The sequence below is a fragment of the Rhodococcus sp. UFZ-B548 genome (assembly GCF_903819475.1).
Lineage (GTDB): Bacteria > Actinomycetota > Actinomycetes > Mycobacteriales > Mycobacteriaceae > Rhodococcus_F > Rhodococcus_F erythropolis.
Genome location: NZ_CAIJDS010000037.1, coordinates 36,152 through 61,473, shown reverse-complemented (window position 1 = coordinate 61,473; position 25,322 = coordinate 36,152). Strand labels below are relative to the sequence as shown.

Below are 25,322 nucleotides of genomic sequence, written 5' to 3'. Positions count from 1 at the left end.
ACACACTCCTTACTACTACGCCACACAAGACAGATAGATATCTAGATATATAGATATGTTTGATTGAGCAAAACCGGCCGACGAAGGCAATCCGACCGCTACAGCTTTTCGCGAACGAATTCCCTGAACTCGCCGATCACGGTTTCGTTTCGTCGGTAGTACGTCCACTTCCCGATGCGCTCGGACTCGAGCAGACCCACATCTTTCATGCCCTGCAGGTACCCCGAGATCACCGACTGGGCAAGTCCCGATCGCCCCTGAATGTCACCGACACAGACTCCGATGTGAAACCCGAGATCCTGTTGCGTGTACGAGTCCTCGTCGAAATACTTCGCCGGATGCGCGAGCCACTCCAAGATCTGCAGACGAGTCGGGTTGGACAGCGCCTTGAAGATCGCCAAAGCATCCATGGACCGCACCCCTTCTCTCCGCCAACCGGAACGCATCTACTTTTGTGGATATGTTTGGCGAAGTCAAGCCCGATTCGGACGCAAAGCTACGTACGTCACATCGACGCATTCGAAGTGAGCTGTGCCACTTACGTTTCGACGACCTGCGGAAATCTCAGCGCCGACTTTCTATCTGTGACGACTTGTTTATAGTTATCGCCAACAACGAATTGCCGGAAGTTTCCGGTTCGCCCGAGAATGCTCGCGGGTGAACACAATTCGCTCAACACCAGCCGTACCCGGCTAGTCATTCGGGAGTCGAACCATGAACACACCGCATCAGTTCAGGGCCGTCCCCACATGGTGATGTCGAAGCTCGCCAAGTGGCAGCTGGTCGCACTCGTCGTGGTTGCGCTCCTGGGTTTGATCTATGTCGGAGCGAAATACGTACGGCTGGACAATCTTCTGGGATTCGGCCAATACACGGTCAAAACCGAACTGGCGACGTCCGGTGGCATCTTCACCAACGCCGAAGTGACCTATCGCGGTGTACCCGTCGGACGCGTCGGCGACATGTCGCTCACGTCCGACGGAATCGAAGTCGACCTGTTGATCGACAGCAGTGCTCCACAGATTCCGGCATCCGCGCGAGCCGTGGTGGCCAATCGCTCAGCCATCGGTGAGCAGTACGTCGACCTTCAGCCCGATACCGACCAGGGCCCGTTCCTCGAAGACGGCTCGGTGATCGCCGTGGGCGAGACCACCACGCCGATCCCCATCGAGAACGTCTTGACCAGCGCCAACGGTCTGGTGCACTCCGTTCCGGTCGACGCACTCCACACCGTCGCGAAGGAACTCGGCGCGGCATTCAACGGCAAGGGCGAAGATCTGCAGGTACTTGCCGACTCGCTGTCGGGGATTTCCCAGTCGGGCCTCGACACCCTTCCCCAGACCCTCGGACTGATCCGTGACAGCCAGACGGTACTCACGACGCAATCCGATCAATCGTCGGCGATCAAGCAGTTCAGCACCGACCTCGACGCACTGGCTGCGCAATTGCGCACCAGCGACCCCGACATCCGACGCGTGATCGACAACGGCATACCGGCCAGCGAACAAGTCGGCTCTCTCGTCACCGAAGCCGGCCCCGCGCTAACGACCAACCTCTCCAACCTCTCCGCCGTTGCAGCGGCAGCCGCCCCGACACTGCCCTCGCTGCAGCCCTTCCTGCTCTTCCTGCCTGCGCTCGCCGGGGCGGCGCCCACCGTTGCCCCGGGAGACGGCACAGTACATCTGGGCTTGGTACTCGAGACCAACAACCCGCTATCGTGCACCGTCGGTTACGAAGGGACCATGGCGGTCCTCGACGAGATGAAGCGCAAAGACCCGAACTTCGACGACACGACGCAGAACTTCCCGTTGAACACAGCCGCCAACTGCCAGGCACCCCAGGGCAGCGAAACGGGAGTTCGGAGCGCCAACCGCATCGCGTTCGCCGACCCGAACACCTCGCAACCGTGGGACAGCAAGCCCAAGGTGGACCCGGACAAGCTCAACCTGAACCCGATTGCCACTCAACTCGCACCGATGCTCGGTGCCACCCCGAAGTAGCCGCAAACAACTGGCACCGTCGACCCTCCGCGACGATGATGATGTGATGTCGCAAGGAACGCCTGAGAGGACGTCACGAAGTTTCGAGGAACTTGTCGCCGAAGCCGAATCCGCCTCCGTCGACGGGTGGGACTTCTCGTGGCTCGACGGGCGCGCCACGGAGCAGCGTCCGTCGTGGGGGTATCAGAGGTTGATGGGTGAACGTCTCGGTGGCGCCGGCGCTGCGCTGGACATCCAGACCGGCGGCGGCGAAGTCCTCGCCGCTGCACCGACACTCCCGCCGGTGATGGCGGCAACCGAATCCTGGCCACCGAACGTAACCAAGGCCACCGCGCTTCTGCGTCCCCGAGGTGTGGTGGTGGTCGCGGATCCGGACGAGCCACCGCTACCGTTTGCCGATTCGGCTTTCGATCTGGTGACCAGTCGACACCCTGCGACGGTGTGGTGGGCCGAGATCGCTCGGGTACTCGAACCGGGAGGAACGTACTTCGCTCAACATGTGGGTCACGCCAGCGTGTTCGAACTCGTCGAGTTCTTCCTCGGTCCTCAGCCGCAGGCTCGTCGCGGACGGCACTACGTGGACGAAAGCGCCGACGCGATTGCGGCCGGGCTCACCGTCGTCGACCTTCGTTTCGAGCGGCTGCGCATGGAATTCTTCGATATCGGCGCCGTTGTCTACTTCTTACGCAAGGTGATCTGGATGGTTCCGGGATTCACCGTCGCGCAGTATCTGGACCGGCTTCGGGAACTCGATCAGCAGATCCGTCGCGACGGATCTTTTGTCGCGTACTCGAGTCGATTTCTGATCGAGGCGCGCAAATAGCCCCGCATTACGCGGGGTGAATGGTCTTCCAGTGCTCGGCGATGTCGATTCGCCGCGTGATCCAGACCTTTTCGTGTGACTGCACATGGTCCAGGAAACGCTCGAGGGCGGCAGCTCGGGCAGGGCGGCCGACTATGCGGCAGTGCAACCCGACGGAGAGCATCTTCGGTGATCCGGCCGTTCCCTCCGCATACAGCACGTCGAAGGCGTCACGTAGGTGCGCAAAGAACTGATCGCCGCTGGGAAATCCTGCTGGAGAGGCGAAACGCATGTCGTTGGTATCGAGCGTGTACGGAACGACGAGATGCTTCACCGACTCTGTGCCACGCGGAACGTCTACCCAGTACGGCAGATCGTCGGCGTACGAATCGGAGTCGTAGACGAAGCCGCCGTGCTCGACCACCAATTCGCGGGTGTTCGGTGAATCGCGTCCGGTATACCAACCGAGAGGCGCCGAACCCGTCAGATCTTGCAGAATCTGGACTGCCTCGGCCATGTCGGCGCGTTCACGCTCGATGTCCACGGATTGGTAAGACTTCCAACGTAATCCGTGACACGCGATCTCGTGACCCAACTCCTGAAAAGCACTGACTGCTTCCGGGTTACGCTGCATTGCCCGCGCCACCGCAAAGACCGTGAGAGGCAGGTTTCGCCGCTCGAAGGTCCGCAGGACACGCCACAACCCGGCCCGGGAGCCGTACTCGTACAGCGATTCCATGCTCATGTGTCGATTCGGAAATGCCTCCGCCGGAGTCATTTCCGACAGAAAAGTCTCCGAAGCCGCGTCCCCGTCGAGGACGTTGTTCTCGGCTCCCTCTTCGTAGTTGAGTACGAACTGAACCGCTATCCGCGCGTCGCCGGGCCAGTGCGGATGCGGCGGATGAGGGCCGTACCCCACCATGTCCCGGGGATAGTCGTCGCGCGGATAGTCGCTCATGGCAACAACTTTACCGTCAGCGCCCGGAGATCACAGCGCGAGCAGCGTCGGTGAGTACGCCGAATACTCTCAGCCGCGCCAGGCCACCGTCCGGGAAGATGTCCAGACGGACATCGGTGACCGGAACTTCGGAATCGATCGGAAAGCGATGGCGCGTGTCCGGACGCAGCGTCGTACGCGGCAAAAGTTCGATCCACTCCCCTTCCGGAGTTCGGCCGGTCAGAGCGCCCTCACCTGGACTGTTTCCGAGGAAGTACGAGGTGTCGATCTCGACGAAACTCAACACGCCTTCACCCGCGAGTTGTACTTGCACCCAGTCGTTTCCGTCGCCGCGGCGCCTGGCGGTCTCCCACCCGTCCCCCATCGAAGCAGCGCGTCCGGGGAACAGAATGTTCTGCGGTGAGCTGTAGAACATGTTGGAGCAATCGGTCACGCGGCCACCGTTTTCGAGTGCTGCGAGGTCCAACGGCCCGGCATCGAGGAAACGCGGGTCTGGCCGCGCTTCACCGTGAACACGAAATCTCGCAACGCCGCCGTCCGGATAAATGGTCAGCTTGACGTGCGTCCATCGATCCTCCGAAACCACCGAGAACGGATTCTCCGAGTCACCGTGCACGGTCGAGCGTTCGACGATGGTTGTCCACTCGCCGGATCCGGCCAGGTCGACGGGATCCGGATACCCGTCGACGGAGATTGCTTCCACCGAGATCTCGGGCGGGTAATTGCCCTTGAACCACGCGGTGTCGACCACGACGCCTCGCACCACTCCAGGAACACCGAGGCGCACGATCGCCTCGTCATGGCCTGCCACACGGCGACGACGCGTCTCCCAACCGTCGTACACCTGCCCCTTGTGTCCGAACGTCGCCGGCTGGTATCCGGCTTTACCTGGTCGGATCAGGGCCTCGCGCTCGGCGAATGCCTCGTCGTTCGCCCAGATGACGGCTCCGCCGAGGGTGCGCAGTGCCAGGTCGGGCAGCAAGGTGAATTCGGTGGTGCTCATCGGTCAGTGTTCTCCTGTGATCGGTGTGGTGCGTCCTACGAGGTGGTGGAGTGCGTTGGTGTCCGCGCTCGGGGCGAGCCGGAGAACGTCGGATTCTGGATAAGCCCCCGCGTCGAGCCCGCGCAGTACCACCGCTGCCAGCGCCTGGGCAGTTGCAGGTTCGTCCATCACGTCGCCACCTTGGCGCCCCAGGTACGACTGGATGCGCGGGGCAGCGGCGCCGAGTGCGTTGCGGTAGAAGCCGAACGTGGCGAGCCAGCGGGTGACCAGATGCCCGGGGTGCATGTCCCACCCCTGGTAGTAACCGCGTTCAAGGGACCGCGTGACGAGACGATGGTGCCGAGTGATCGCGTCGCGGATCGCCGTGGCGCTCCCGACGGGCGCGACCTGAGTTGACCCGTCGCACACCCAGACGCCGGTCTGCGCGGCAGCAGCCAACATGAGAGCCTTTGCGTGGTCTGCCACCGGATGTTCGAGCGACTGATGACGCGATGCAATTCCGCAAGCCGCACTGTAATCGTAAGTGCCGTAATGCAAACCGGTCAGACGGCCGGCACCGCGATGGATGGCCTGAGCAACTGCCACAGTTCCGTCGGCAGCGATGACCGCCTGCGGGCTCTCGATCTGCAGCTCGAACCGAAGCGAACCGGTCTCGAGTCCGTGCGCCTTCTCCAGTTCTTCGCAGAGCGCCACCGTCGCCGTGACCTGCTCCACCGCGCGCAGTTTGGGAACGGTGAAGACAAATCCGTCCGGCACTCCGCCGGCCGCGTCGAGCACAAGCTCGAGCGTCCTGATCGAGCGTCGACGCTCACCGGCCGGCAGCCCTTTGAACCTGATGCCGCCCCAGTTCGGCCCGGCAGGATCAGCGCTCAACGCTGCAAGTGTCCGCCCGGCCGACGTCGCTGCTGCGTCTTCTTCTTCGTCGCTGCGGCGTCCGTACCCGTCCTCGAAATCGATCCGAAAGTCTTGGACCGGCTTGCGGCCGAGTTGAACTCGCACAGCTGCGAGCGCATTCTCCGTGTCGAGATCGGCGAACACATGCGCATGGGAATCGAGCAGCGCGATCGCCTGCTCACCCCAGAGACGAGGGGTGTCGACGGTTGCATCCGCGGCACTGACGTAAATCGTGTGCACGGGCTGGATCTCGTCACGGTTTCCCGGGTACTGGGCCGCGAGCCGCTCGTCCACCGGATCCAGAAGTCCGTCCAGACGATCGTGGACGGCGGCGGAGAGTCGGGATTCTGTCATCGGACGATCTTCGCAGAACGTCCGCGAGCCCGCAGGTTCTCACGCCGCCGATCCAGTCCGGGTCAGCGACCCCCGACGAACGGAACGTTGACGAAGCTCGGCCGATCCGCAGCCAATTCGATGTGCTGCGGCTTCAGTTGGCTGTCGGCAAGCATCGGCCCGAGCGCCAGGTATCGCGGCACGCTGGCAGCGTAGACGTCGACGCGGAGCCGGTGACCGGGTTGTAGCACTGCGTCCGTCGGGAGCATGTTGATGTCGACGGCGGTGACCTCACCGGGAACCACCGGCTGACGCGTGTCGATCGTCAGATAGTGGTGCGGTTCACTGTAGTCACCGTTGGCCGAGCGAGTGCTCTTGGAATCGTCGACCGCCCGGAGCGACGCAGTCAGAGCGCCGTTCGTGATCGGTGTCGATGTTCCGTCCGGCGCTACGTCGTTGACCGTCGCTGCCCAGAATCCGTCCGTCGCGTCCAGGACTGTCTCGAGGTGGACGTTGATCGGGCCCGAGAGTGAGGTCGGCTCCGTGACTGCCTCACCGGTGAACGTCAGACCCTCCGCTTCCTGGAATCGGGAATCCTTGGAACACGACGCACCGAGCACCACGGAGATCCCGGCAGTGCCCTGAGTTCCGTCACCGGAGCAGAAGCCTCGCAGTCCGGGTGCGACTGTCAATCGCGCTGCGGCACTGGGCTGGTCACTGGTCAGTGAACCGTCGTAGGCCGCGTGTGCGGCAGTTCCGCTGGGCGCGGAGTTCAGATACATACGTTCGTACGTCGCGCCCGCTCGCGGGAACTGATCATCCGTGATCCATCCGCCACCTTGCTGGAACATCGTCACCGGACCGTATCGCTCGATTCCGTTGTCGATGCCCTTGAGCCACTTGTCGAACCACGCGCGTTCGAGTACGTCGAGGCGAGGCGGCGCACCGTCCTTGCCGAATCCTCCACCGGGAGTGACGTGATAGCCGTTGCCCATGATCAACTGCTTCTGCCCGGCCGGCAGATCGATTCCGTTGTAGATCCGCGGCTCGCTGTTGGCGAAGATGTCGTGCCAACCGCCGTAGACCATCGTCGGAACAGTGATGTTGCCGACGTCAGCGGATCGGTCCTGATAGAACTGACCGTCCTGTGCGACTTGCAGAGTCGACGGTGACACGTCCTCGATTCTCTGGGCCGTCATCGCTTGTACCAGTTCAGGAATCAGGGTGCCGGGATCCTCGAGGCGGCTCGCCAACCACAGTGGATCGAAGTTGCCTTGCAGGATGTCCTGAACGTTCGGAATGAGTTTGAGCCCGTTGACCGCGGTCAGCCACAACGGCATGAACCCGACTCCGAGTCCGCCACCGGTTCCGACGATGTCGCGTAGCAGATCGTTGCCTGGTTCGACCGGGAAGATTGCCTTCAACGCAGGCGGATTGTTACTCGCGGCCTGTACGGAGTTGATCGCGGAGTACGAGATTCCGGCCATCCCCACTTTGCCGTCGGACCACCCCTGCTTGCTCATCCAATCGATGACTTCGACCGAATCCTGTTGCTCGCGCTTGCCGAGCACGTCCCAATTACCTTGGGAGAAGCCGGTTCCACGTGCGTCGACCACTACCTGCGTGTATCCGTTCTGGACCAGATCACGGTTGACGCCGAGAACCCTGGCGCCTCCGCCGGCAATGACGCCCGTCAACTCCGAGACTCCGTCGAACGGCGCCGCGAGGTCGAGCGAGTTCGCCACGTCCATCAACGTCTCACCCACCTGCGGGATCGACAGAGCTGAATCCACCAACGTGTCCAGCAGTTTCGTGTACGGAGTTATGTTGAGGACCGAAGGCGCCTTCGATTCCACAGCGCGCCCGGACGCATCCGCCGGTCGGTACACATTTGCCTGCAGAACCGTGCCGTCACTCATCGTGATGGGTACGTCCCACTCGACGGAGACGCCCGGATACTGCGGCGCAGTCTCCGTGGCCGCGAGCCAGGTCTGTCCGTCCGACCCTCCCGTCGGATCCGCGGAAGCGACGGCGCTCGGCACCGTCAATCCCACGACGCACAGCCCCACCGCAATCGTTGTCGACCTTCGACGTAGAAGTCGTGTCCTCACGAAAACCCCAATTTTCTGTTGTGATGACCCAGCCCTGCCCCCACGACAGTGACCGGCGTCACGAACTTACCGGATAGTAACTTCCGTCCCATATGTCGTCAATAGGTCTCGATGCCGCCCGGACGGCTAGCTTTGAAGATGTGTCACGATCTCCCCTTCCCGTCCGCGACGGCCTGAACCCGAGTCGCATCCGTCAGCCAGACGACGGCATGTGGGCGACGACGCTCGACTACCTGCTCGAACGGTTTCCCCAGGACGCCGTCCGCCTACGGGAGAAAGTCGCAGCCGGGGAGGTCGTCGACGAGAAGGGCGTCGCGATCACCGAGACGAGCGGTTTCGCCCCCCGGCGTTTCGTCTACCTGTACCGCGACGCTCCGGGCGAAGCGCGGGTGCCGTTCGAGATCGACATCCTCTATCGGGACGAAAACATCCTGGTCGTGGACAAGCCGCACTTTCTCGCGAGCACGCCCCGCGGGCGATACATCGCCGAATCGGCCTTGGTGCGGTTGCGTCGAGATCTCGATCTGCCGGAGTTGAGTCCAGCGCATCGCCTCGACCGCGTCACGGCAGGACTGCTGCTGTTCACCGTGCATCAGGCGGCCCGGCGCGGCTATCAGACCATGTTCGCCGAGCGCCGCGTCACCAAGGAATACGAGGCCATCGCGCGTTACGACGCGCAGGTGAGCACTCCCGTGGTCGTGCGCAGTCGCATCGTGAAAGAACGCGGCGTGCTCAAGGCCGCGGAGATCGAGGGTGAACCCAACAGCGAGTCGCGGATCGAACTGATCGAGACGCGAGACGGCTTCGCGCGGTACCGGTTGATTCCCCATACCGGCAAGACCCATCAACTTCGCCTGCACATGACCTCGCTCGGGCTCCCGATCCACGGCGACAACTTCTATCCCGACTTCTACGACGTTGCCGCAGAGGATTATTCGAACCCGCTGCGCCTGCTGTCGAAGGTTCTCGAGTTCGAGGATCCCACGACCGGCCGGCTGCAACGGTTCGAAAGTCGGCGGACCCTGTCCTGGCCGGACGAATCAGGCCGTGGCGACTCGCCGTAGGGACCCCGGACCCTTCCACTGCGCCTCCGATACCGGGAGGATGGAAGCGCAGACCGCACCGCAAGAGGAGACCAGATGAGCAAGACCGCCGTCGTACCCGAAGCCGTACGGGAGATCGAGCGCAAGTACGAGGCGCCGGCCGAGCAGGAAGTTCCCGCGCTGGGTGGACTTCCCGGTGTCGTCGGCGAACCGGTCCACGACTCGATACAGCTCTCTGCCACCTACTTCGACACCGCCGACTACCGGTTACTCGCCGAGAAGATCACGCTGCGCAAGCGTGAGGGCGGCGACGACGCGGGGTGGCACATGAAACTTCCCGCAGGCGAGGACACTAGAACCGAAATCCAGCTTCCCCCGGACGAGAGCACCGATGTGCCCTCGCCGCTGGCGAGTCTGATCCGGGCGGTCATCCGCGGTCACGATCTGGTGCCGGTCGCCCTGATCATCACCGATCGGGAGCGCACCAGACTCAACGGCGAAAACGGTGTTCTGCTTGCCGAAGTGGTCTCCGACACCGTCATCGCCTGCAAGGCAGACGGTTCCGGTGAGTCGACGTGGCAGGAAGTCGAGGTCGAACAAGGCGCAGGCGGGCAGGCCCTGGCCGATGCAATCGAGTCGGTTCTACTGGACGCGGGGCTCGAGCGTTCTGCGAGTCCGTCCAAACTCAAACGAGCACTGGGCACTTCGGTCACTCCATACGTCGGCCACGAGGTAACCACTGGCAAAGCGTCGAATCCGCGAATTCTGTTGCGTAATTACCTCATCGAACAACTGCGCGCACTGGTCGCCGCGGATCTCGGCACGCGCCGCGCCGACGACGAAGCCGTTCACGACTTCCGGGTCGCAGCACGTCGTATCCGCAGCGCTCTACAGTCGTACGCCGGTCACTCCCCCAAGACCGACGATCTCATCACGGATCTTCGGTGGATCGGTGGAAAGTTCGGTGACGCCCGCGACGTCGAGGTCCAGTGGGAGCGTCTTGTGGAACGACTCGGTGAAATCGACGAGATGCCCGAGCGAGAAGCAGTGCGCGCTCGAATCGACGAGTACTTCTCGGCCCGCGGTGAAACCGCGCAGGAAACCGCCCTCGAAGCGCTCGATTCCGAGCGCTACACCACACTGCTCGATCGACTCGACGAGTACGTCGGCGACCTCGAATTCGACACTGCCGCCCACCGTGTAGGAAAAAAGGCGTCGGCACGAGAGCTGGCGCATACCCTGCGCCATCTAGCTCACAAGGTCGGTAAGCGAGTCGATCACGTCTTCGATGCCGATACCCGCACCGAGCGTGACGAGCGAATGCACCGCGCACGCAAGGGCGCCAAGCGGATGAAGTACGCGATCGAGGTCATGGAACCGGTGTCGAAGAGCCGGGCCAAGCGCGCCTTGAAGCATTTCAGCCACTTCCAGGATGTTCTCGGCGAGCATCAGGATTCCGTTGTAGCCCAACATCACCTGCTCGAAATTGCTGCGGAGCAGGAGCACACCTCGCTCACCAGTTTCGGATTGGGCATGGCCTACCGACGAGAACTGGAAATCGCCGACGGGCAATCAACACTGCTCCGCAAGACGTGGAAGGAAGCCGTCAAATCAGCGTCGTCACTCTGGTGACCAGGCTGCAACCAGTCGACCGATCTCGATCATTTCAGAGGAGTAGACATGAACACACTTGCAGGACACCAGGACGTCGTCGCCGGTATCGACGGATCCGAGGCCTCGACGGCGGCGGCCCGGTGGGCAGCCTCGGTCGCGAACGCGGTGAACTCACGACTGATTCTGGCGCATGCCCTGCCGCAGGAGGGCCCGATCTACAGTCCCGCTGCAGTGATGTTGCAGTCGCAGTTCCTCAGCCAGATCCGCGAAGACGGCGAAGCGATCATCGATGCCGCCGCCGCGGTGATTTCAGCTGAATTCCCGGAACTGACCATCGAATCCGAGATCGCACCGGGCCCGGCGTCGACGCACATCCTCGAATCCTCGGGTACCGCACGCCTGATCGTGATGGGGTCGACCGGATCCGGTGCACTGCGCTCGCGGCTGCTCGGATCGACCGCACTGAAGGTGGCAAATCACGCAACCTGTCCGGTCACCGTCTGGCGTGGTTCGGCGGAGAATCCCGGTCCGGATCAACGTCCCGTCATCGTCGGAGTCGACGGAAGTGCGTTGAGCAAGAAGGCCGTCGAGTACGCGTTTCGTTATGCCGATCAGTTCGACGCGCCGCTTATCGCGGTCCACACCTGGCAGGGCTCGTCCACCTTCCGCGAAGGCGGAGCGGGAATCCTCATCGACTGGGAGGCCGTCGAGCAGGAGGAATCAGCACTGCTGGCAGAGAACCTGGCCGGCATGGCCGATCAGTACCCGGACGTGCCGGTCACCCGCATCAGTGAACCCGGCGCCGCCGCCCCCGTCATGCTCAAGTACGCCGACGATGCGCAGTTGATAGTTGTCGGAAGCCACGGCCGCAGTGCGATGGCCGCCGCCGTGATGGGCTCGACCAGCCAGAATCTGCTGCACCATGCGCCAGGGCCGGTCATGATCTGTCGCGCCTGAATTGCTGTGCGCCTTTATTAACCCCCCGCGGTTAATAAAGGCGCACAGCAGGGGTCAGGCGAGGCCCGTCCCCACCAGCTGACCTACTCCGTACGTCACAGCCATCGCGAGCGCGCCGCCGATCACCACTCTCAGCACCGCTCTGGTCTTGCGGGCTCCGCCGAGCGTCGCGCTGATCGTCCCCGTCAGTGCAAGTGCGATCAGCACTGCAAAGAAGGCGATGGGGACGCGGATACCCGTCGGCGGCAACAGAATTGCGACCAACGGGATCGCCGCACCGATCGTGAACGAGATTGCCGACGAAATCGCCGCATGCCATGGATTGGTGAGATCGTCCGGGTCGATACCCAATTCGACTTCGACGTGTGCCGCAAAAGCATCGGGCTCGGTCAATTCTTCGGCGACGCGGCGGGCCGTCTCCGGACTCAATCCCTTGTTCTCGTAGATCTCGGTCAGTTCCTGGAGTTCCGCCTCCGGTGTCTCGAGGAGTTCCTTCTTCTCCTTCTGCAGGAGTGCGCGTTCGGTGTCTCGCTGAGCGCTGACCGAGACGTACTCACCCAACGCCATGGACACAGCACCGGCAACCAGACCAGCGAAACCGGCCGTGAAGATCGCGGAGCGCTCGGTTGTGGCTGCCGCGACACCGACCACGAGGCCTGCGGTCGAGACGATTCCGTCGTTTGCCCCCAGAACACCTGCACGCAGCCAATTCAGGCGATTGTTCAAACTCGGTGCGTGAGGTTCCGATTCCCCACCGGGCGCCCCGTCGGTCAACTGCACACTGTCTCCGGACATGGCAACAGATTAGGACGATCAGTCCGGTTGCGATAGCAATCTGAGCCTGTCCTTCGCGTACTGATATATTCCCAGACAGAACCCAACCAAGCATTTGCTATGTTATGAAACGGCACACCTCTGGAGGCATTGTGAGCGCAGCACGCACCGCTTTTGTCAGCGGCGGAACCGGTGGAATCGGGTCGGCGATCGCGCTTACTCTCGCCGACCGCGGGCACGACGTCGCCTTCACCTACCGAAACAACAAGGACGCTGCCGAGCAACTGAGCGAGCAGATTCGAGCGCATGGCGTGCTCGCCCACTCGTACTCTCTCGACTTGACCGACGAGTTGTCGATCAGCTCCGCCGTCCGCGATGCGGTCAGCGATCTGGGCGCGTTGACGACACTGGTCCACGCTGCGGGACCGCACGTCCCGATGACACACCTCTCGCGCGTGACGCCGGCGTTCTTCACCGAACAACTGAACCAGGAAGCCGCGGCGTTCTTCACACTCGTCCACACCGCCCTGCCTGCGCTGCGTGCATCTTCGGGTTCGGTGGTAGCGGTGACAACCGCGGCAACGGATCGTTTTCCCGTGCGCGACGGACTCTCCGCAGGCACCAAAGGGGCTGTCGAACAACTTGTTCGCGGATTCGCCGCAGAGGAAGGACGCTACGGCGTTCGGTTCAACGCGGTAGGACCAGGCATGTTGACGGACGGAATGGCGGAGCGACTGATCAACTCCGCCGAACTCGACCAGAGCGCACTCGACGTGACAATGAGCCGAATTCCGTTGAAGCGCTTCGGATCAGCTGCCGACATCGCCGAAGCAGTATGTTTCCTCGCAAGCGACGCGGCCGGATTCATCAGCGGTCAAAAGCTCAACGTCGACGGCGGCTACACCGTCTGAGCGCTATCCACCCAACTTGCGAAAGACCAGTCGCACGGCAAGTTCGAGGTGCGCCATCACCTCGTCCGTCGTCATCCGGCCGGCAACCCACGAGACCAGACTCGACATCCAGACGTCGTCGATGACCTTCACCGCATCCATCTGCTGTTGCGAGACTTCCTCGACGCCGATCGCCTTCGCGAACATCTCGGTCACGACCCCACCGAGCGCGTTGAGTTCCGGAGTCGCCGACGCGTCCGCGAACATGTACGCCCGGACCAACGCTTCGTAACGGAGGTGATCGGTCTCGAGGACCTCCGTATTCTTGCGCAGCACAAACAGAATCCGGTCCGACGGAGTCTCCCCCGGGATTACAAAGTCTTGGAATCTGTCACGCAAACCCTCGAACATCCACAACAATGCGACGACAAGCATGTGGTTCTTGGACGGGAAATACCGGTAAACAGTGCCGATCGCGACGCCGGCGCGATCGGCCACCGATCGCATCTGCACCGCGTCGTAGCCGCCTTCGGAGGCGGATTCCATTGCGGCGTCGACAATCCGGCGAAAACGCGCTCGTTGCGACGGCGTCGTACGACGTCCGGTCACCGAGCTACGTTCGACCACCGACTGGTCTGCCTTGTCGCCACCTGCCATGTCCACAACCCTAATTAGACGTCGTTTTGCCGACTCCCAATGTAGCCGCCCAACGCAATCGTCGGGTGCATGACTGCCCGCTTCCGAGCTGGCCGCCAGTAGGACTGGCCGAGATCAGGAAGCGCGCCGCGGCCGATCGGATCGGCCGCGTCTACGTGGATCTTCCGACCAGTCGCGCGACGGTGCGCGTCGGCCCGGCGCTTGAGTCCGGCGCCTGTCGGGTTGCGGCGCCCGTCGCTCCGGTCGGCGTTGACCAGTAGGGGCCGGCTGGGCGCGGCGAGCAGGCGGCCGACGTCGGTCAGTCTGTGGCTTCTTGGCAATGCCGAACCGAGGCTTGCCGAAGACCAGCGGAATCCAACCGCGACCGCTGCTCTCGGCCGAGGCGACAGCCTCGGGCTCACGGAAGGCTGCGTGCGCGATGAGCCCGAACATCAGCAAGGTGGTGATCATCGACGTTCCGCCCGCCGAGATGAGCGGTAGTTGCAGACCGGTCACCGGAATCAGGCCAACGACGTAGGCGATGTTGATGAACGCCTGCACGACGATCAACGTCGTTGCCGTCGCCGTCATGACCTTGAGGAACGGATCGGTGGACCGCTTCGCGATTCGCAGTCCGACGATCAGAACCGCGGCGAAGAGAGCAACGACGATCAGCGCACCGACCAGACCCAATTCTTCACCGATCACGGCAAAAATGAAGTCGTTGTGCGCCTGCGGGAGATAGCTCCATTTGGCGTCGGACTGCCCCAGACCGCGACCGAAGATGCCGCCGTTAGCCAATGCGTACTTGGCCTGAGTGCTCTGGAAGTTCAAGCCTTGCGGGTCGAGATCAGGATTGAGGAAAGCCTTGATGCGATCCGAGCGGTAACCAGCAGTAAGCCCGAGCACGAGAAATGCGACTGCGGAACCGAGCGTGAGGCTGATGAACGTCTTCATCCGGAACAGCCCGAACCACAGCACCGACATGAAGATGATGCCGATGGTGATCGTGGTTCCGAGGTCCTTCTCCAACACCACCAGAACCAGAACCAGCAGCGTCGTACCGCCGATCACCGGCAGCGCACGGTTGACATCCATCCGCGCGTTCATGAACGACGCAACCGTCGCCGCGGACCAGATCGCCAGAGCAAGTTTGGCCAGCTCCGACGGCTGGAAGGAAATACCCGCGATCACAAACCAGCTGCGAGCACCCATCTGTTCCGAGCCGATACCTGGAATCAGCACCAGGACAAGCAGAACAAGACACAGGATCAGCAGCCATGGTGAGGCTCTACGCATCGTTTCGGTCGGCAACCGCACGACCGCCACGAACATCACCAAACCGATCGCTGCGAACATGCACTGCGGCCAGAAGCGGGCGTAGGACGTCCCGGACAGAACATAGGATTCGACGCCCGAAGACGACAGCACCATCAGCAGTCCGAACGCCACGATCAGCACGACCAGACCGACGATCATATGGAAATCGAACAGTGGCCGATTCGTCCACATCGCCGTTCGAGCGCGGAAGGGTGTCGATGTGCGGTCACGTTTGTCCGACGATCCACGGGGTGAGTTAACTGGCTCTCCACTCCCGCGACCGTTGGGCTTGTCTTCACTGCGACCGGTCACCACACAAGTATCGTCCCACGACTCCTAACCCATGGGTAACACAAGTCCCATGAGTCACACGGGCTCGGCCTCCCGAGGTCCATGGAGACCCACGAAATACCAGGTCACGTCCTTCGCCGGCGTCGGTCTGCCACCGCCCCCGCCAACGAGAGCGTCAACATGACCACGCAGACGGCAAGCGCGATCCCGAACGCACGTCCGTATCCGTCGGGCGACGATCCGAGTACACCGAGATACAACCCCGATACCGCGGCCAGCGAGATGGTCGCTGACAGGCGCTGAGACAGTTGAAGGAAACCCGCCGCAACACCGTTCGCGCCCGGCGGTGCATATTCGAGAGTCAGCACCCGATTGGGCGCGTCGACCAAACCGCTGGCAACTCCCGACAACACCGCCAGGACCACCAGCACCGGGATCAGATGTTCCCGCGGAATCAGATTGACCGCTGCGATGTACCCGAGGATGACAAGGATCTCGCCGACTATGGCAAAAACCACTGCACTTCGGCCGAACCTGGCAACCAGCCGCCATCCGAAAGCCGACGTCAATGCCATCGCGAGTGAGCTACCGGTCATGATCAACGCCGCACTCAGCGGGGCGAAGCCCAAACCTTCGATCAGGTAGAGGCTGAGCACCGCGTTGACGGCGAGGATGGATCCGAACCAGAAGAGTGCAACCGTCGTACCCAACCGGAAGCCCCGTGAGGCGATCAACGACGGAAGCAGTACCGGCGTCCCGCCGCGCTCGGCGTACCGACGTTCCCAGAACCAGAAGGCAACGGCAGCGCCGAACGCACCGATCAGGAAAGCCGCAGCCACAGTGACACTGGTTCGGGTCACGATGGGCCACAACAGGAGCCCGGTCGTAGTCGCCAGCAGACACAGCCCAACCGGATCGATCGATGCGCCTGATCGGGTAGTTCGATCACGGCGCAGAAAGCGAAACGCCAAGATCAGAGTGATCACGGCAAACGGCACGTTGAGAACGAGAAGCAACCGCCATCCGAAGTCGGCGTCGGAATACTTCAGCAGAACGCCACCGAGGATCGGTCCGGAAACGCCGGCCAGACCGCCCGCGGTGCTGTAAGCGCCTAACGCCTTCGCCCGAGCCTTTCCGGACACCCGGTCGGTGATGATGCCGAGCACCTGCGAACTGATGGTGCCTGCGCCGATCCCCTGCCCCAGACGAGCCAACACGATCATCGACGGATCCGACGCACATGCTCCGAGGATTCCCATCACAGCGAAAATGCTCAGCCCCGCCAAGAACAAGCGTCGACGCCCGACGACGTCACCGAGTCGGCCCGCCGGCACAAGGGCCAAGCCGAAAGTCAGCGAATAGCTCGCAAGGATCCACTGCACCTCGGAGGTCGACGCGCCCAGCGACGCCCGGATCGACGGAACCCCGATTCCGAGCACCGCCGAATCGAGAAGGGTGGTGAAGCCCGCGGCTACGCAGACGATGATCTCCCAGCGGACGGCCGAATCGAGCTTGGTGGATTCGGCCGCCGCTGTGACCGTGTGGGACAGGACCCGTTACCCCGCAGCTTCAGACGCGGCCCGACGCGTGAGCGGCGGTCGCAACCCCAAGTGCTCTCGCAGCGTCGACGTGGAGTACTCGGTGCGGTACGCCCCACGCTCCTGCAGTTCCGGGATCAACCAGTCCACGATCTCGTCGAGGCCGGTCGGCACCAGGTACGGCGAGATGTTGAAGCCGTCCGAAGCTCCGTTGCGCACCCAATGGACCAACTGATCTGCCACCTGCCCCGGAGTGCCCGCAAAACCCGAACGCTGCGAGGTCTCGATGGCGACCTGACGTAGGGAAAGATTCTTTGCCTCGGCGAGAGCCCGCCATTCACGTGCAATCGCAATGGGGTCGTTGCCGTCTCGTGCGGAACCGCGCGTCTCGGACACCGGGCGGGCAACCGGATCTTCCTCCGGTAGTGGACCGTCCGGGTCTCGGTCGGAAAGGTCCTTCCCCCACACCAATCCGACAAGGGACAGTGCGGTTTGGCCGGTGAACTGACCTTCGAGGACCCACCGCGCCTTCTCTTCGACCTCGGACTCGTTCTCCGCCAACACGATCTGCGTGCTGGGCAGGATCTTGACGTCGTCCTCCGGTCGCCCGACGCTACGCAACCGAGCCCGAATGTCGTCGGCGAAGTCCAGCGCGCCGTCGAAATGCGTCCCGTGTCGCGAGAAGATGACGTCGGCGTGCGTCGCCGCGAAATCGCGTCCAGTCGGCGAATCGCCCGCTTGAAAGATGACCGGATGTCCCTGTCTGCTGCGGGGAAGCGTCGGCGTCACGGAGATGTCGAACTGCGAAGTCTGGCGGCGTACGTCGCTCACGGCTCCCGGAGTCGACCAGTTCTCGGACGTGCGAGAGTCCGAGATCGCGTCGTCGGACCACGAATCCCACAGTGCCCGTGCAGTTTCGATGAACTGTCCGGCACGCTCGTAACGCAGGGCGTGGTCGAGGAAACCACCGCGACGGAAATTCTCTCCCGTCCAAGCGTTGTCAGTGGTGACCGCGTTCCAGCCGGCCCGTCCGTCGGAAAGTAGATCGAGGCCGGAGAGTCGACGGGCGAGGTCGGCCGGTTCGTTGTACGTGGTGTTCTGTGTCGCGACCAACCCGATCTTGTCGGTGATACCGGCGAGGGCGGCCAACTGCGCAATGGCGTCGGGGCGGCCGGCGATATCCAGATCGAGAATCTTGCCGTTCTGCTCGCGAAGACGAAGGCCCTCACCGAGGAAGAAGGCGTCGAACAGACCTCGCTCGGCGGTGAGTACCAACCGCCGAAACGTCTCGAAGTCGATCTGGGATCCGCTCGAGGAATCGGACCAGATGGTGGTGTGGTTGACCCCTTGGAAGAAGACGCCGAAGTGAACGTGTGCGTCGGGTCGAGGTACGGCGGAGCGTGATGCAGTCATAGCCGAAATGTCCTTAGCGCGAAGTCAAGTCAGGAGGAGTGGACGAATCGATTTGCGGGCCGCTGCAGGCCGAGGTTGCCCCTCAGAGTCGATCCCGGAACCGAGCGTCGCGTCAATCCGGACTTCGACAGCGCCGGAAGCACGAATTTGGCCAGCACCGGAAGGTCCTCGTCGATCACGAGAGCGTGGAAATGAACACCGTCGAGGTGTCCGGCCAATTCCTTCAGAACCACGGCCGCTTCCCCCGGATCTGCAGCCAGGAGCAGTCGGCCAGTGACGACGGAATTCCCGTACGAGTTCAGCTCGATCAACCGCTGCGCCGCAGACAGATTCGGCGTATCGAACGCCACATCGACCTCGGCGACCACCAATGACGCGCCCTCATCGCGCGCCTTGGCAGCCGACTGTGCAATGGCCTCCACCGAATCACCGGAAACGAGAACAACATCGGCCTGGTGTGGTTCGATGGCGCCGTAGCGGCCGAACACCACCAACTGGCCTTGCGGCGGCCGCGGAACGATTGACGGCCCCTTCACCGAGAAGGTGTCGCCCTCGAAATTGACGTAATGCAGACGATCACGCTCGAGGAAACGCCCACTGAGATAGTCACGGACGACGGCGTCGTCCTCCCACGAATCCCATAGATCTGTCACGACGGTAACCGAATCCCGCTGCTCCTGCTGACGCGCCGACTCCGTCGTTACCGGAGCCCTCCCCCACGCCCTCGCCGCGGCATCGTCTTCGACCGGAACAGCAAGCCAGCCGCCACGCCCACGCGAGGAGTAGTCCAATGTCGCCAATTGCGAAGAGGTGTGGAACGGTTCGGCGTACGTCGTCCCGACGACGGGGACCAGTCCGATCGTGCTGGTCGTCGCCGCCACGTATGACGCCCTGGAGACGGCATCGATGCGGCCGACAATGTCACCACTCGGAGGGAGGATGGAATCGTCGAACGTCGCGAAGGTGAAGCCCGCATTCTCGGCAGCCGCGACGCGATCGCGCACAGCCTTACCCGTGAGCAACTGATCCGGGCGATGTGAGCTTCGGCGCCAGGCAGCGGGGTGAGTGCCCTCGCCGTCCAGTTCGATACCCACGGCAAATACAGTCATGTGTCCTCCATCGGTCCTGGCGGTAGCACCCACACTGCGCAAACGAAGCGGGTTGCTGCGGCATCATCGAGCCAGGTCTCTCAGCCACTCTGGATGGTGGATGCAATCTATGCGGGCGACGCCGAACAAGTCAAATCGCACTTTACGAATCATATTGACCTACAACATATTTCAATACAATCACCCTGATCGAAAGGGTTGCGCAACGCTAGCCGACGTAGACACCAAAGAGCCCCGCCCGACTCGTGTCGGACGGGGCTCTCGGTGTGCGCTGGAACGCTACTTCGCGCCCATCCATGCCTGATCGAACAGCATGATGCCGGTTGCAGTCGGAACCACACCGTGCACGTTCTTCTGCCAAGCCCAGAACGACGTGAGCCCGCCGATCGGCGCCGACGGAACCGTCTCGTTCCACAGCGTCTGAATCTTGCCGATGATCGCCAGGGTCGACGAATTATCCTTGGCTTGTTGTAGATCTGCGATCAGCTGATCCATCGCCGGGTTCGCATATCCAGCAGTATTCGCCATCGAGGTGCTGTTGGTCGTGGAGAACAATCCGAGATCGAGAATCGACTCGTACATTCCGATGCCCGCGTGCGCGAGGTCGAAATCGTGCTTGACGTAGACGTTCTGCACGATGTCGCCGGCATTGTTGGCCAAGATCAAGTTCACCTCGAACCCGACGGCCTGCAACAGTGACTGCACGGCGAGGCCGATCGCGTGGTCCTTGGGCTCACTGAGCACGACGTAGTCGAGAGTGCCGTCGTATCCGTCTGCCTTCGCCTGATTCAGAAGCTCCTTGGCCTTTTCGGGGTCGTAGGCAATACCCGGTGTGTCTACGTGCCATTGCGACGTCGGACCGAACAACTCCGAGCCAGGCAGTCCCTCACCGTTTTCCACGCGCTGATCGATCAATGTCGTGTCGAGCGCGTAGCCGATCGCCTGGCGGACGCGAACATCCGAGCCCGGTCGGCCTTCACGATTGTTGACAATCTCGGCACTACCGGCGTTGAGCACGTCGATGTAGCCGGGGTAACCAGCGGACTTGGCGGAATTGATCGCCGAAGTGAGGCCGCGAATGTAGGCAACATCGAGCTGACCACTGTTCAATGATTCGAGATTGGCCTGCGGACCGTTGAGTGCAACCATCCGCAGTTTGTCCAGCTTGGGAGCACCGCCGTAGTAGGACGGGTTGGCTTTGAAGATTCGCTCGACGCTCGGCGTGAAGAGATCTTCCGTGAAGGGTCCGGCACCCACCGCGGTGAACTTGTCGCCTTGCTGCGAACTCGGGGCGACGATCATCCCGTGCCCGAGAGCGAGCATCGACGGAAAGCGCATCCACGGCGTCTTCAGCTTGAAGTCGACCGTCGTGGGACCGCTTGCCTGCGCCGATTCCACCGAAGCCAGCCACAACTCGGCGCCATTGCCCTTGCCCGCGTTGTACCGATCGATGCTTGCAATCACGGCGTTGGCGTCGAGCGCGGAACCGTCGCTGAACTTCACACCGTCGCGAAGTTTCAACGTCCACGTGCTTCCGTCATCGCTGGTATGGAGCGATTCAGCCAACTTGGGCTCGAACTCGCCGCTCGCAGTGTCGTAACTCATCAGGACGTCGTACACCGCAGCAAAGGCCTCACCGCCGGAACCGCCGCGCGCTGCCGTCTTGGTCGGGTCAAGTGAGGGAACGAGAACCTGCACGCCGTACGTCATGGTTCCGCCGGCGACCGCGTCGCCTGGGTCCGGTTGCTCGTTGACCATGCCGGTCACGACGTCCCCCGACGTATTCGTCGTATCGGTTCCGCTGTCGTCACCGTTGCTCGCGCAGCCCACCAACAGAACCCCGGTACCGAGCAATGCGACGGCGACCCGGCTGACTTTCCCGATGCGCCAAGATCTCGAGTGCGACACGGAGATTCCACCTCACTTCCAGTAGACGCAGCCACGGATCGGCCGCAATCGGCTAATAGTGATGTCCTCTGTGGAGTGACGCCCAGCACGTTCCCGGTGACCGGAAACATTCACGGAGTCAAAGGATGCGCACAACTGAGATGATCGGGCCGAGTGGTTGACGGCGACTGACATCCGAACACGAAAAAGCTCCAACCTTATGTTCGAAGAACATGAGATTGGAGCTTGTCGATAAGAATTATGGTGGCCAGGGCCGGGATCGAACCGGCGACCTTCCGCTTTTCAGGCGGACGCTCGTACCAACTGAGCTACCTGGCCGGACGGCACCCGAACCGAATGCCTATCGCATTGCTTTGTTCTCAATCAATTGATTGAGAACAAAGCTTTGCGACCCTGACGGGACTCGAACCCGCGACCTCCGCCGTGACAGGGCGGCGCGCTAACCAACTGCGCCACAGGGCCTTGCTTTTTCCTTGCTGTGAAACAGTACTACATCTTCGAGCCGCTCCCAAACCACTGTCCTGGCCTGGCATTTGTGCATCTCAAAGCGTGTCGTGCGGGTCAAACCATACTGCATCGTTTCGCTTTCACAAAACGTACCCCCTACGGGATTCGAACCCGCGCTACCGCCTTGAAAGGGCGGCGTCCTAGGCCGCTAGACGAAGGGGGCCCGCCGGATCTCTCCGAACTAGTACCCCAACGGCGTTCCGTTGGGAGCTTGGATAGCTTATGGCACAGCGTTCGGAAATCACAAATCGCCTGGTCATGGGCGAAAAGTGGACTATTCCGCGTCGGGGAACTCCACTTGTGGCCAGCCGTCGCGATGAAACTTCTCCAACCACTCCGGTGTGGCCATGGCTTCGAGCACCACTTCGAGGGACTCCTCGAACCACACACCCAGATCACCACTCGAGGCAATCAGGTCCGCCATGTACCGCTGGCCGGCAAGGCTCGCTGCCAGTACGCGCGTGAATTTCTCCGGGTCCACGTCTTCGCGGAGCAAACCGTCGTCCTTGGCGCGCAATGCCAACTCGTAGGCGGTCTTTCCCCAGACCTGCCCGCCACCCGATTGCACATCCTTGTAGAACTCCGGCTCGATGATCAGCCGGAATTCCGCCTGCACGATTACCTCGGTACGGAAGACCTCGGCAATGTCGAGCACAAGCCCGTGCAAAGCGACGAATGGATCGAGGTCTGTTCTCTTGGCCCAACGATCAGTGATTCCAGTGAAGGTTTCGATAGCCGAGGTCAGAACCGCTCGCGCCAACTCTTCCTTGGACTGGAAATGGAAATACATGGCGCCTTTGGTGGCGCGGGAGCCCTCGAGGATCGTGTTCACCGACGCAGCTGCATAGCCGCGCTTGGCGAATTCGACTGCAGCCGCTTCGACCAGGGCGGCGCGGGTACGCCGCGCACGCTCTTGTTGACGTGCCATTTACGGTGTTGTGCCTCTCGCAGAGTTGGTACGCAGAATCGCCGTGATCGGCGCCTGTCATCCCCCGAAACCTCACAATATCCCCTCCAACACACCCTACGTAAGGACTAGAGCGATACCCGCCAAAAGTACTAGAGGCAATCGGCTGCTCGGGGGACAACAACCGACTTTATGCCCAAAAGACACCAAGTGGTATGGTTTTGGCCGCTCGGGTGCGCTGCAGGGGGTGCGCATCCGAGCTTTTTCGTGTCCGAGATTCCGATAATCCGACCTCGCAGACGGACCTGCTTCGCCGACGGATGAACGGCAATCCCAAGGTTTTAAACAACCAATGCGATTGTTTATTCCCCAGTTTTTGTCGAAACCGTGCTGGCAGCATCGAAATAACACAGTTAGACTGTCTAAATGAACGATGGCGAGGGTCGCAGCAAGACTCGGGACGAGATCGACGTACTTTGGGACGATCTGGGTGCCTTCGTCCGGCGTCTCCGCACCAAACGCCACGACCACAAACTCACGCCGAGCCAGATCCAAGCTCTCGGCCACCTCGACCGACAAGGTCCGTTGACCGCAAAAGAGTTGGCGAAATTCGAGCGCGTCACACCGCAATCCATCGCAAAGACCGTGGCCGCGCTCGAGGAACAGGGCATGGTGACGCGAAGGGCGGATCCATCGGACGGCCGCGCGGCCCTGGTCACGATGACCGAACTAGGCACGTCGACCCTTCACGAAGACCGAACGAAACGCACGCAGTGGTTGGCCGAGGTCATCGACGCCGAGTGCACCGAAGCCGAGCGTGACTTGCTTCTGATCGCCGGCCGAATCCTGCGCAGACTAGGCCAGGGCGCGTCCCCAGCATCGACATCGATATCAGAGGAGTCACTGATGAACCCGTGACCGCCGTCGTCGAAACGTCGACACCCCAAGCCTCCGTTCCCCTGAAACTGAGTCTTGCTCTCGGTTCGGGAACCGTTCTTCAGGCACTGAACTCGTCGATGATTGCGGTGGCAATCGTCCCGATCGCCACATACTTCGGTTCCAGTTCGGGCACAGCGTGGGTCATCTCGGCTCTCTACATCGCGACTGCAGTCACGGCACCGGCGGCGGGGCGACTCGGATCGATCCTCGGCGCCAAACGCGTCTATCTGGCGGGATTGGGTCTGATCGCTGCCGGATCGATCCTCGGCTCGCTCGCCCCGTCGCTGGGTTGGCTTATCGCGGCGCGGATTCTGCTCGGAATCGGCACGGCGACACAGTATCCGAATGCGATGACCGTCATCCGCGAATACGCTGACCGTCACCGGGCTCAAACCCGTTCAGCTATAGCAACACTCACCATTTGCGCTCAATCGGTCGTCGCGCTGGGGCCTACTCTCGGCGGGTTGCTGGTCGGCACACTCGGTTGGCAGTCGATCATGTGGGTGAACCTCCCGCTTGTCGTCGTCACTGCCGTATGGGTCTTCTTCGCCGCTCCGAGCGACTCCGCCCTGCCCGACCGGGCCGGCGCCACTGCGTTGTTCAAGTCTCTCGACCCACTCGGTATCACGCTGTTTCTGGCCCTGACGACGTCGACGATGCTCTTCCTCCTGTCTCTCGCCGAGCACGCGAAGTGGTATCTCGTCCCGTCGACGGCCCTCTTCGCGTTCCTGTTCGTCTGGTGGGAACGTCGAACCACCTCGGCGTTCATCGACGTCCGTGCCATCGCCCGAAACCGCGCACTGAGCATGACTCTCGGCCGGACCCTGCTGACTTACACAGCGTTCTACTGCATCTTCTTCGGACTCCCCCAGTGGCTACAGGTAGCCCGCGGAATGTCACCGATCAGCGCCGGGCTCTTCATGCTGCCCGTCGCTGCGGTCGGGATCTTCGCGACCATGTCCGCGTCCAGGGTGTACGGGAAATTCGGCGCACGAATCACCCTCCTGATCGGCACCGCCGCGTTGGCTGTCGGCGGGATTCTGATCGCCTTTGTCGAATCCAGTTCGACTCCCCTTGTGGCACTCCTGCTGATAGCGGCGATCCTGGGCATCCCCAACGGCTTCAACAACATGGGAAACCAGAACCTGATCAACTCGGTGACCACCTCCGCCGACGTCGGGACCGCGATCGGCCTTTACCGAACAATCCAGTACATCGGCGCCAACCTTGCGGCCGTCGTCATCGAGCTGACCATGCGCGGAACCATCGACGACGCGGGTCTGCATCGCACGGGCGGGACCATCGCCGTCATCGGAATCGCCCTTCTGATGGGGGTGGTGTTTTCACGGACTCTGCGGTCCCGTTAGACTCTGCG

At 62.1% G+C, this 25,322-nt stretch carries 21 protein-coding genes, 3 tRNA genes and 1 riboswitch; of the genes, 8 read left to right on the top strand and 16 right to left on the bottom strand.

From position 1 onward, the window contains the following. Positions 1 to 98 precede the first annotated feature (98 nt). Positions 99 to 410, bottom strand: a complete 312-nt coding sequence (locus H7C86_RS25615; protein WP_021345375.1) for a helix-turn-helix transcriptional regulator — start codon at positions 408 to 410, stop codon at positions 99 to 101. 339 nt (positions 411 to 749) lie between these two features. Here H7C86_RS25615 and H7C86_RS25610 point away from each other — a divergent pair, with 339 nt between their 5' ends. Together H7C86_RS25610 and H7C86_RS25605 are read left to right on the top strand one after the other, a co-directional pair. Next, positions 750 to 2,000, top strand: coding sequence for an MCE family protein (locus H7C86_RS25610; protein ID WP_371330907.1), 1,251 nt, complete (start codon positions 750 to 752; stop codon positions 1,998 to 2,000). 46 nt (positions 2,001 to 2,046) lie between these two features. Continuing rightward, positions 2,047 to 2,823 (top strand): class I SAM-dependent methyltransferase, encoded by a 777-nt coding sequence (locus H7C86_RS25605; protein ID WP_046379122.1) that lies wholly within the window; start codon positions 2,047 to 2,049, stop codon positions 2,821 to 2,823. Between the two features lie 7 nt (positions 2,824 to 2,830). Here H7C86_RS25605 and puuE read toward each other — a convergent pair whose 3' ends face one another. The 4 genes from puuE to H7C86_RS25585 all read right to left on the bottom strand — a co-directional run bounded on the left by puuE (position 2,831) and on the right by H7C86_RS25585 (position 8,101). Continuing rightward, positions 2,831 to 3,760: an allantoinase PuuE gene (puuE, locus tag H7C86_RS25600; protein ID WP_084324902.1), complete on the bottom strand. Its 930-nt coding sequence runs from the start codon at positions 3,758 to 3,760 to the stop codon at positions 2,831 to 2,833. A gap of 16 nt (positions 3,761 to 3,776) precedes the next feature. Further along, positions 3,777 to 4,763 carry an allantoicase gene (gene alc, locus H7C86_RS25595; RefSeq protein WP_182262457.1) on the bottom strand — a complete coding sequence of 329 codons (987 nt, stop codon included), beginning with the start codon at positions 4,761 to 4,763 and terminating at the stop codon, positions 3,777 to 3,779. 3 nt (positions 4,764 to 4,766) lie between these two features. Beyond that, positions 4,767 to 6,011 (bottom strand): DUF6986 family protein, encoded by a 1,245-nt coding sequence (locus H7C86_RS25590; protein WP_021332132.1) that lies wholly within the window; start codon positions 6,009 to 6,011, stop codon positions 4,767 to 4,769. A gap of 62 nt (positions 6,012 to 6,073) precedes the next feature. Then, the gene (locus H7C86_RS25585) at positions 6,074 to 8,101 is read right to left on the bottom strand and encodes a CocE/NonD family hydrolase (protein ID WP_047889858.1); all 2,028 of its coding nucleotides are present in this window, start codon (positions 8,099 to 8,101) and stop codon (positions 6,074 to 6,076) included. Between the two features lie 140 nt (positions 8,102 to 8,241). Here H7C86_RS25585 and H7C86_RS25580 point away from each other — a divergent pair, with 140 nt between their 5' ends. From H7C86_RS25580 to H7C86_RS25570, 3 genes are all read left to right on the top strand, one after another. After that, complete coding sequence (locus H7C86_RS25580) at positions 8,242 to 9,165, top strand: pseudouridine synthase (RefSeq protein WP_182262456.1); 924 nt, start codon at positions 8,242 to 8,244, stop codon at positions 9,163 to 9,165. A 75-nt stretch (positions 9,166 to 9,240) separates the two neighbouring features. Continuing rightward, positions 9,241 to 10,776 carry a CYTH and CHAD domain-containing protein gene (locus tag H7C86_RS25575; RefSeq protein WP_019745055.1) on the top strand — a complete coding sequence of 512 codons (1,536 nt, stop codon included), beginning with the start codon at positions 9,241 to 9,243 and terminating at the stop codon, positions 10,774 to 10,776. A gap of 48 nt (positions 10,777 to 10,824) precedes the next feature. Then, positions 10,825 to 11,715: a universal stress protein gene (locus H7C86_RS25570; protein ID WP_019745056.1), complete on the top strand. Its 891-nt coding sequence runs from the start codon at positions 10,825 to 10,827 to the stop codon at positions 11,713 to 11,715. Between the two features lie 54 nt (positions 11,716 to 11,769). Here the strand turns inward: H7C86_RS25570 and H7C86_RS25565 are convergent, their stop codons facing one another. Then, on the bottom strand, positions 11,770 to 12,510 hold the full coding sequence (locus H7C86_RS25565) for a VIT family protein (protein ID WP_182262455.1): 741 nt from the start codon (positions 12,508 to 12,510) through the stop codon (positions 11,770 to 11,772). A gap of 104 nt (positions 12,511 to 12,614) precedes the next feature. Here H7C86_RS25565 and H7C86_RS25560 point away from each other — a divergent pair, with 104 nt between their 5' ends. Then, on the top strand, positions 12,615 to 13,400 hold the full coding sequence (locus H7C86_RS25560) for an SDR family NAD(P)-dependent oxidoreductase (protein ID WP_182262454.1): 786 nt from the start codon (positions 12,615 to 12,617) through the stop codon (positions 13,398 to 13,400). 3 nt (positions 13,401 to 13,403) lie between these two features. Here the strand turns inward: H7C86_RS25560 and H7C86_RS25555 are convergent, their stop codons facing one another. From H7C86_RS25555 to H7C86_RS25510, 10 genes are all read right to left on the bottom strand, one after another. Continuing rightward, positions 13,404 to 14,036 (bottom strand): TetR family transcriptional regulator, encoded by a 633-nt coding sequence (locus H7C86_RS25555; RefSeq protein WP_019745059.1) that lies wholly within the window; start codon positions 14,034 to 14,036, stop codon positions 13,404 to 13,406. Positions 14,037 to 14,150: 114 nt separating this feature from the next. Further along, positions 14,151 to 15,527, bottom strand: coding sequence for a putative lipid II flippase FtsW (gene ftsW / locus H7C86_RS25550; protein WP_020908900.1), 1,377 nt, complete (start codon positions 15,525 to 15,527; stop codon positions 14,151 to 14,153). Between the two features lie 224 nt (positions 15,528 to 15,751). Next, positions 15,752 to 17,113, bottom strand: coding sequence for an MFS transporter (locus H7C86_RS25545; protein ID WP_164840885.1), 1,362 nt, complete (start codon positions 17,111 to 17,113; stop codon positions 15,752 to 15,754). A 69-nt stretch (positions 17,114 to 17,182) separates the two neighbouring features. Further along, positions 17,183 to 18,577: an NtaA/DmoA family FMN-dependent monooxygenase gene (locus tag H7C86_RS25540; protein WP_182262453.1), complete on the bottom strand. Its 1,395-nt coding sequence runs from the start codon at positions 18,575 to 18,577 to the stop codon at positions 17,183 to 17,185. Between the two features lie 29 nt (positions 18,578 to 18,606). Then, positions 18,607 to 19,686 carry an LLM class flavin-dependent oxidoreductase gene (locus H7C86_RS25535; RefSeq protein ID WP_182262452.1) on the bottom strand — a complete coding sequence of 360 codons (1,080 nt, stop codon included), beginning with the start codon at positions 19,684 to 19,686 and terminating at the stop codon, positions 18,607 to 18,609. 4 nt (positions 19,687 to 19,690) lie between these two features. Further along, positions 19,691 to 19,786: riboswitch (SAM riboswitch) on the bottom strand. A 179-nt stretch (positions 19,787 to 19,965) separates the two neighbouring features. Continuing rightward, positions 19,966 to 21,594 (bottom strand): ABC transporter substrate-binding protein, encoded by a 1,629-nt coding sequence (locus H7C86_RS25530; protein WP_182262451.1) that lies wholly within the window; start codon positions 21,592 to 21,594, stop codon positions 19,966 to 19,968. Between the two features lie 241 nt (positions 21,595 to 21,835). Next, positions 21,836 to 21,912, bottom strand: a tRNA-Phe gene (locus H7C86_RS25525). Positions 21,913 to 21,982: 70 nt separating this feature from the next. After that, positions 21,983 to 22,056, bottom strand: a tRNA-Asp gene (locus H7C86_RS25520). A gap of 135 nt (positions 22,057 to 22,191) precedes the next feature. Next, positions 22,192 to 22,264 (bottom strand) — tRNA-Glu (locus H7C86_RS25515). 111 nt (positions 22,265 to 22,375) lie between these two features. Further along, positions 22,376 to 23,029, bottom strand: a complete 654-nt coding sequence (locus H7C86_RS25510) for a TetR family transcriptional regulator (protein ID WP_019745065.1) — start codon at positions 23,027 to 23,029, stop codon at positions 22,376 to 22,378. Between the two features lie 405 nt (positions 23,030 to 23,434). Here H7C86_RS25510 and H7C86_RS25505 point away from each other — a divergent pair, with 405 nt between their 5' ends. Continuing rightward, positions 23,435 to 23,926, top strand: a complete 492-nt coding sequence (locus H7C86_RS25505; RefSeq protein WP_021345391.1) for a MarR family winged helix-turn-helix transcriptional regulator — start codon at positions 23,435 to 23,437, stop codon at positions 23,924 to 23,926. Further along, positions 23,923 to 25,314 carry an MFS transporter gene (locus H7C86_RS25500; RefSeq protein ID WP_182262450.1) on the top strand — a complete coding sequence of 464 codons (1,392 nt, stop codon included), beginning with the start codon at positions 23,923 to 23,925 and terminating at the stop codon, positions 25,312 to 25,314. The genes H7C86_RS25505 and H7C86_RS25500 overlap by 4 nt, the downstream gene beginning before the upstream one ends. Positions 25,315 to 25,322 lie beyond the last annotated feature (8 nt).

What these genes read in the sequence shown, in the direction of transcription:
- H7C86_RS25560 (WP_182262454.1), top strand. Translation starts at nt 12,615, where the DNA reads ATGAAACGGCACACCTCTGGAGGCATTGTGAGCGCAGCACGCACCGCT.
- H7C86_RS25555 (WP_019745059.1), bottom strand. Translation starts at nt 14,036, where the DNA reads ATGGCAGGTGGCGACAAGGCAGACCAGTCGGTGGTCGAACGTAGCTCG.
- H7C86_RS25610 (WP_371330907.1), top strand. Translation starts at nt 750, where the DNA reads ATGGTGATGTCGAAGCTCGCCAAGTGGCAGCTGGTCGCACTCGTCGTG.
- H7C86_RS25510 (WP_019745065.1), bottom strand. Translation starts at nt 23,029, where the DNA reads ATGGCACGTCAACAAGAGCGTGCGCGGCGTACCCGCGCCGCCCTGGTC.
- ftsW (WP_020908900.1), bottom strand. Translation starts at nt 15,527, where the DNA reads ATGTGGACGAATCGGCCACTGTTCGATTTCCATATGATCGTCGGTCTG.
- H7C86_RS25590 (WP_021332132.1), bottom strand. Translation starts at nt 6,011, where the DNA reads ATGACAGAATCCCGACTCTCCGCCGCCGTCCACGATCGTCTGGACGGA.
- H7C86_RS25540 (WP_182262453.1), bottom strand. Translation starts at nt 18,577, where the DNA reads ATGACTGCATCACGCTCCGCCGTACCTCGACCCGACGCACACGTTCAC.
- puuE (WP_084324902.1), bottom strand. Translation starts at nt 3,760, where the DNA reads ATGAGCGACTATCCGCGCGACGACTATCCCCGGGACATGGTGGGGTAC.
- H7C86_RS25565 (WP_182262455.1), bottom strand. Translation starts at nt 12,510, where the DNA reads ATGTCCGGAGACAGTGTGCAGTTGACCGACGGGGCGCCCGGTGGGGAA.
- alc (WP_182262457.1), bottom strand. Translation starts at nt 4,763, where the DNA reads ATGAGCACCACCGAATTCACCTTGCTGCCCGACCTGGCACTGCGCACC.
- H7C86_RS25570 (WP_019745056.1), top strand. Translation starts at nt 10,825, where the DNA reads ATGAACACACTTGCAGGACACCAGGACGTCGTCGCCGGTATCGACGGA.
- H7C86_RS25505 (WP_021345391.1), top strand. Translation starts at nt 23,435, where the DNA reads ATGAACGATGGCGAGGGTCGCAGCAAGACTCGGGACGAGATCGACGTA.
- H7C86_RS25615 (WP_021345375.1), bottom strand. Translation starts at nt 410, where the DNA reads ATGGATGCTTTGGCGATCTTCAAGGCGCTGTCCAACCCGACTCGTCTG.
- H7C86_RS25575 (WP_019745055.1), top strand. Translation starts at nt 9,241, where the DNA reads ATGAGCAAGACCGCCGTCGTACCCGAAGCCGTACGGGAGATCGAGCGC.
- H7C86_RS25535 (WP_182262452.1), bottom strand. Translation starts at nt 19,686, where the DNA reads ATGACTGTATTTGCCGTGGGTATCGAACTGGACGGCGAGGGCACTCAC.
- H7C86_RS25605 (WP_046379122.1), top strand. Translation starts at nt 2,047, where the DNA reads ATGTCGCAAGGAACGCCTGAGAGGACGTCACGAAGTTTCGAGGAACTT.